The sequence below is a fragment of the Collimonas sp. genome (genome assembly GCF_044339385.1).
Lineage (GTDB): Bacteria > Pseudomonadota > Gammaproteobacteria > Burkholderiales > Burkholderiaceae_D > Collimonas.
In genome coordinates this window covers 1-6,437 of record NZ_JBIIVN010000151.1, presented here as the reverse complement: position 1 = coordinate 6,437, position 6,437 = coordinate 1, and the positions used below count along the sequence as shown (strand labels likewise).

Annotated in this window: 5 protein-coding genes and 1 pseudogene; 1 reads left to right on the top strand and 5 read right to left on the bottom strand. The window is 58.0% G+C overall.

Going from position 1 to position 6,437, the window contains the following annotated elements:
• The 5 genes from ACIQ0R_RS10485 to iolC all read right to left on the bottom strand — a co-directional run.
• Window positions 1–584, bottom strand: a 584-nt coding sequence (locus ACIQ0R_RS10485) for an aldehyde dehydrogenase family protein (RefSeq protein WP_395826958.1), incomplete at its 3' end; no start/stop codon positions are given.
• A gap of 82 nt (window positions 585–666) precedes the next feature.
• Window positions 667–1,461 carry a 5-deoxy-glucuronate isomerase gene (gene iolB, locus ACIQ0R_RS10480; RefSeq protein ID WP_395826955.1) on the bottom strand — a complete coding sequence of 265 codons (795 nt, stop codon included), beginning with the start codon at window positions 1,459–1,461 and terminating at the stop codon, window positions 667–669.
• On the bottom strand, window positions 1,458–2,372 hold the full coding sequence (gene iolE / locus ACIQ0R_RS10475; RefSeq protein WP_395826952.1) for a myo-inosose-2 dehydratase: 915 nt from the start codon (window positions 2,370–2,372) through the stop codon (window positions 1,458–1,460). Before iolE ends, iolB begins: the two co-directional genes overlap by 4 nt.
• Window positions 2,373–2,389: 17 nt before the next feature.
• On the bottom strand, window positions 2,390–4,261 hold the full coding sequence (iolD, locus tag ACIQ0R_RS10470; protein ID WP_395826949.1) for a 3D-(3,5/4)-trihydroxycyclohexane-1,2-dione acylhydrolase (decyclizing): 1,872 nt from the start codon (window positions 4,259–4,261) through the stop codon (window positions 2,390–2,392).
• Window positions 4,258–6,231 carry a 5-dehydro-2-deoxygluconokinase gene (gene iolC, locus ACIQ0R_RS10465; RefSeq protein ID WP_395826946.1) on the bottom strand — a complete coding sequence of 658 codons (1,974 nt, stop codon included), beginning with the start codon at window positions 6,229–6,231 and terminating at the stop codon, window positions 4,258–4,260. The genes iolD and iolC overlap by 4 nt, the downstream gene beginning before the upstream one ends.
• A 110-nt stretch (window positions 6,232–6,341) precedes the next feature.
• On the opposite strand from iolC, the pseudogene ACIQ0R_RS10460 reads away from it, so the two are divergent.
• Window positions 6,342–6,437: pseudogene (locus ACIQ0R_RS10460) on the top strand (IS5/IS1182 family transposase); the annotation flags it as partial.

Below are 6,437 nucleotides of genomic sequence, written 5' to 3'. Positions count from 1 at the left end.
GCCTCCTGCAGCAATTGCGCCAGTAGCAGACTCGACGACGGATCGCGCTCGGATGGCTTCAACACGAAGGTATTGCCACAGGCGATAGCCATCGGGAACATCCACATCGGCACCATCACCGGAAAATTGAACGGGGTGATGCCGGCGCACACACCGAGTGGCTGGCGCATGGTCCAGGCATCGATACCGCGACTGATCTGCTCGGTATATTCCCCCTTGAGCAACTGCGGTATGCCGCTGGCAAATTCGGCTACTTCCAGCCCGCGCACGACTTCGCCTTTAGCATCGCTGAATACTTTACCGTGCTCATTGGTGATGATAGCAGCTAACTTTTCGTGGTTCTTCTCCATCAATTCCTTGAAACGCGACATGACACGCGCTCGCCGCAAAGGCGGCTGCGCGGCCCATGCGGGGAAAGCCGCCTGCGCAGCGGCAACCGCGGCGGCGACATCGGCATGGCTGGCTAGCCCGACTTTGGCGCTGACCACACCAGTGGCCGGATTGAAGACATCGCTGTGACGCTCGCCGGAAGAAGGAACGGATTGGCCGTTAATAAAGTGACCGACGGTAATTAAGCTAGGCATGTGATTTAACCTTGAAGTTTATTTTGCTGCGCACGACAGTCGAGTCGAACTACCGTCAACGTATCGCGCTAATATCAGACGCTCAACGCTGCAGCATCCACTCATGGGCCGGATCGTTCTTGAAATGCCACTCGCGCTTGGGGCCAGCCATGACGTTCAGGTAATAACTGTTATAGCCGTGCGCTGCAACCACCGGATGGTAGCCACGCGGGACCATCACAACATCATGATTTTCCACCGCCATCGATTGGTCCAGGCTGCGATCATCGGTATAAACGCGCTGAAACGCAAAACCTTGCGGTGGATTGAGACGATGATAATAAGTCTCCTCCAGAAAACTCTCCTGCGGCAAGTTATCGGTATCGTGCTTGTGCGGCGGATAGCTAGAGGCATGGCCGCCAGGCGTCAGGACTTCGACCACCAGTAAATGATCGGCAGCTTCGGTTTGCGGCAGGATGTCGCAGACGTAGCGAGTATTGCTGCCCTGTCCGCGCACCGATCTTTTTGCCGTGCCCGGTTCGATCAGACGCGCCCCCAGGCTGCCATGACTCGGTGCGCTGCAAACCGCAACTTCGGCATCTGCATGCGCGGCAATCGTCACGGCATGTGAGTGCGGCACGTAGACCGAATACGGCGAGCGCTCATCGAACACGCTTTGCCGTTCACCAATCTCTTTCCATACATGATCGCCAGTCTGGACGCTGACAACGCCACTCAGCACGACGATACAGATCTCACGATTGCCCGAATCAAAACTGATCCGCTCCGTGGCCGCCAATCGATAGGCAGCAAAACCGACGAACTTCCAATTCGCCGATTGCGGCGTGACGCTGACGATCTCGCGTCCTTGCGAGCGGCCCTTCACCAGTAAACTCATGTCGACTCCTGTTCGCCAGCGGCTTCGATCGCGCTAACCAGATCGGCCAGATGGCGATAGCCCATTTCGGCATATTGATAGCTTGGGGCCACCGCCGGGTCCTGCTCCGCCTCGACCACCAGCCAACCGGCATACCCATGCCGATGCAGCAGGCGCAACAGCGCGTCGAAATCGATGGTGCCATCACCCGGCACAGTAAATGCGCCATTGAGCACGGCTTGCAGGAAACTCCAATTACCGTTGCGTGCCATTTTCACCACCGTCGGCCGCACATCCTTGCAATGTACATGGCAGACACGCTTGATATGCTCCTGCAATACCGCCAACGGATCGCCCCCGGCAAACGTGATATGACCACTGTCAAACAACAGGCCGACCTCATCGCCCGTCAGCGCCATCAAGCGCCCGACATCGGTCGGCGTCTCGACGTAAGCACCCATGTGGGGGTGATAAGCCACTCGAACGCCTTGCGACAAGGTAAAGCGCGCGAAAGCAGTAAGTTTGTCAGTATATTCCTGCCATTCCCGGTCATTCAGGAAACGCGGCCTCTTATACAGCGGATCAGGCCGGCCTTGGATAGCGTTGGCGACTTCGCCGTACACCATCACCTTAGCGCCAGTCTCCGCCAGCAAGCGCAGATGCGGTCCAACGGCGGCGATTTCGTCATCCAGAGAGCTGGTCGCAAGGCCTCCGGAATACCATCCCGATACACATTCCAGACCATGTTTGCCGAGCACCGCCGCCAGCGCCAAAGGTTCTTTGGGAAATTTATTGCCCAGCTCGAAGCCGCGATAGCCGATCTGCGCCCCCTCTGATAACGCCAGCTCCAGCGATGTCTCGCCGCCCAGAGACGGCAGGTCATCGTTCATCCAAGATATGGGATTGATGCCGATCTTTACGTTGAATGTCATGGTTTTCTCGCAATCCTTTACACTTTTTGATTGTCGCGGGCTTGCTCATATTCGGCTCGCGCAGCTTGCACCTGAGCGCGCTGCGACACCTCCGGCACCGCCACTTCCCACCAACAGCCCCCCTCTTCGGTACTGTGACTGGGATCGGTATCGATGCAAACCAGGTAGCTACGATCTGCCGCACGCGCCCGCTGCAGCGCTGCTTCCAGTTGAGAGATGCTCTTGACGCTTTCTGCCAGTGCTCCCAAGGATCTGGCATGTGCGGCAAAGTCGATCGCTGGCGCCCCCAGCGGGCCTTGCAGGCAATCTTCCAGCATGTTATTGAACGCTGCGCCGCCACAGGCTTGCTGCAGACGATTGATGCAGCCGTAGCCGCGATTGTCGAGCACTACGACAATCAGTTTGCAACCCAACATGACCGAAGTCGCGATTTCGGAATTCATCATCAGGTAACTGCCGTCACCAACCATGACGATCACATCCCGGTCCGGCTGCGCCATCTTGACACCGAGGCCGCCAGCAATTTCATAACCCATGCAGGAGTAGCCGTATTCGACGTGATAACCGCCGGGGGTCGAGGTGCGCCATAACTTGTGTAATTCAGCCGGCAAAGTGCCCGCCGCACACACCACGATATCGTGCACGGTGGAATCTATGCTGGAACGCTGCACCGCGCCAATAACCTCGCCGTCATAGGGCAAGGCCGTTGCCGCCACTTCGCGCTGACCAGTGATGGTATCGACCGCAGCGCGCCAGGCATTCGCCTGTTCCAGCGCCAGCGCATGCCAGCCGGCACTGGCGTGCCAATCCCCCAATCCTTGCGACAGAGCCGCCAGCCCAAGACGAGAATCGGCCACCAGCGGCGTTCCCTGCCATTTGATGGCATCAATCGGATTGACATTGATACTCAGCAGTTTGGCTTGCCCAAACAGCGAGTGCGAGCCTGTCGTGAAATCCTGTAAGCGCGTGCCCACCGCAATCACCACGTCAGCCTTGGCTGCCAGCATGTTGGCAGCGGGCGAACCCGTAACGCCTAGCGCGCCGAGCTGCAACGGATGACGCCAGGCCAGCGAACTTTTTCCAGCCTGGGTTTCGGCGACCGGCACCCCATGTTTTTCAGCAAAGCTGCGCAAGGCCTCGGTGGCTTCGCCATACAACACTCCACCGCCGGCAATGATCAATGGCTGGCGCGCGTTTTTCAGCAATTCGGATGCTGCATGCAGTTCGTCGGTAGCCGGTGCCTGGGCACGGAACCTGACCAATGGAGGCAAGAAAAATTCCACCGGATAATCGTATGCCATGGCCTGCACATCCTGCGGCAAGGCGAGCGTCACCGGACCGCACTGGGCGGCATCTGTCAACACTTGAATTGCGCGCGGCAACGCCGTGAGCAGTTGCTCCGGATAATAGATGCGATCGAAATAGCGCGACAGCGGCTTGAATGCATCGTTGGCAGAAACGCCGCCATCCTGGAAATTCTCGACCTGCTGCAATACAGGGTCAGGACGGCGCGAGACGAAAATATCGCCCGGCAGCAGCAAAACCGGCAAGCGGTTCACGTGCGCCAGTGCAGCAGCGGTCAGCAGGTTGGTCGCCCCGGGGCCTATCGAACTGGTCACCGCCATCATCCGGCGTCGCATATTGGATTTAGCAAAAGCAATCGCGGCGTGCGCCATGGCTTGTTCGTTGTGCGCCCGATACGTAGGCAATTGTTCGCGGTATTGATACAACGCCTCGCCCAAGCCTGCAACATTGCCATGGCCGAAAATCGAGAACACGCCGCCAAACAGTGCCACTTCAGAACCCGGCGTATCGATGCGCAAGGCGGCCAGGTAGCGCACCAGCGCTTGCGCCATGGTCAGGCGTATGGTTTTTTGCTGTGCGCTCATGCTGCCCGCTCCGCTTTTTCAAGCGCTGCGGCATCGGAGGCGCGGCGACTTTCGCGCCAAATGCCGACCAGTTTCTCAAACGTGTCACGAACCTGATGGATCAAGGTAGCGTCGTCAATCCGTCCTTGCAGCCATAACTTGGAGGGCTCATGGAAGATCGTTCTGCCCACCATAAAGCCACGGCAAGTCTTGCTATGTCGCGCGGCGCGAAACCCTGCCGCCAGCGCCTCCACCGGCGCCGCCAGGCCAAGCAGGACGACACCGCGACAATACGGATCGCGCTCGGCAATCAAACCATCGATGGCCGCCCATTGTGACTCTGACATCGATTCCAGCTTCCACCATTCGGGGTAAATACCCAGGTTGTAAAGACGCTTGAGGCAGCGCAGCACGGTGTTATCGGCTTTCGGTAAGTCATTAGGCGGAATGATCTCCAACAGCAACTCATGACCACTGACCTGCACCGCGTTGTAGAGACTACGGATTTGGGCTTCCTGCTCCAGACGCTTCTCAATGGCATCGTCCGGATGAAACTGCACCAGGCACTTCACCACATGCTCCTTCGGCCAGCTCAGCAAGTGCGAGCCAATCGAGCGACCATAGTCAAACTCGACTGGATTCGACAGCGGCAGTTCAACCGCACGACCGATCCACCAGCCACGTCCGGTAGCGGCATTCAATGCTTCCTGCCCATAACGGTCATCAGAGAGAATACCGATTTTGCCGGGCAATCCAAGCGTTTGTTCTGTAGCAGCTACCGCCTGCACCAGTAATTGCTTGAGTTGCGGTAGTCGTTGCTCGCTGACGCCGGACTCGCGTGCCAGTTCGAAGAACTGGTTACGATGGTCAAAGGCGAACACATTGATCTCATCCCACGGCTTGCGTGGTGCAGTGACCCGATGTAAGCGCTGCAGATGCGTATCTTGGTCAGGCCGTTGCATGCGCTCAGCGTTTTCCAGGAAATAAGCCAGTTCGGCCGGGGTCGGCATGGCCGGCGCGCAGGCATGGCGCGATACCACTAATGCACCGCAAGCATTCGCATAACGACAACAGCTCTCATCATCCTCGCCGTTGAGCCATCCCTTCAAGAAACCGGACAGAAAAGCATCGCCGGCACCCAGCACGTTGAGCACCTCGACCTGTACGCCTTTGTAATTAAATCCGGCATCCAGCGACACCGGGATCGCGCCGTGAATAACGGTGCAGCCCAGCGGACCGCGCTTGACTACCAGCGTCGCCGGGCTGATCGCTCGCACCGCCTGCAAAGATGCCATGATGTCATCACCGCCGCCGGCGATCATGAATTCTTCTTCGGTGCCGACCACCAGATCGAACTGCGGGAGCATGCCTTGCAAATGGGCAGTCACGCCGTGATTGGCAACGAAACGAGTTTCGCCGTCGCCCCTTTGCGTCAACCCCCACAGTACCGGCCGGTAATCGATATCCAGCACCGTACGGACATTGTGGCGGCGCGCATACTTCAGGGCCAGGCTGCTGCTGCGATGCACCTGGGCGGTGGAAAAATGCGTGCCTGTAATCAGCAGCGCCTTGCTGGAGGCAATGAAGGCTTCGTCGATATCCTCCTCAGCCAACGCCATGTCGGCGCAATTGTCTCGATAAAAAATCAGCGGAAAAGTCTCTTTGTCCTTCAGACCCAGCATCACCAGGGCGGTCAACCGTTCCGGATCGATCTTGATTTGGCTCACATCGCAGCCTTCTGCGGCCAGCGCGGCGCTCAGGAACTGCCCGTTATGTTCATTGCCGACCCGCGCCAGCATCGCCGACTTCAAACCCAGACGGGCGCAACCGAATGCGATATTGGCCGATGAGCCCCCCAGGTACTTGGCGAAGCTGCTGACATCGGCCAGCGGCGCGCCGATCTGCTGTGCATAAAGATCTACCGCAAGGCGGCCGATACATACCACATCGAGCTTGCGTCCCGAGGCGAAATGTTGATTATTGTGTGGCATGAGTGCCTCCTTTTAACTTAGAGACGGTTTCATAAAGGCCCGAAGGGGCTGTTAACTTTTCCGGCAAGCTGCTACTCTCCGGCATTGATATAGATAAGGCTGAAGAAGAGATGGGCAAACCGATCGTGGAAGATGCACTGTGGACAGAAATCGAACCGCTACTACCTCCTCCGAAGCCGCGTCGGCTGAAGAATCCGGGGCGCAAG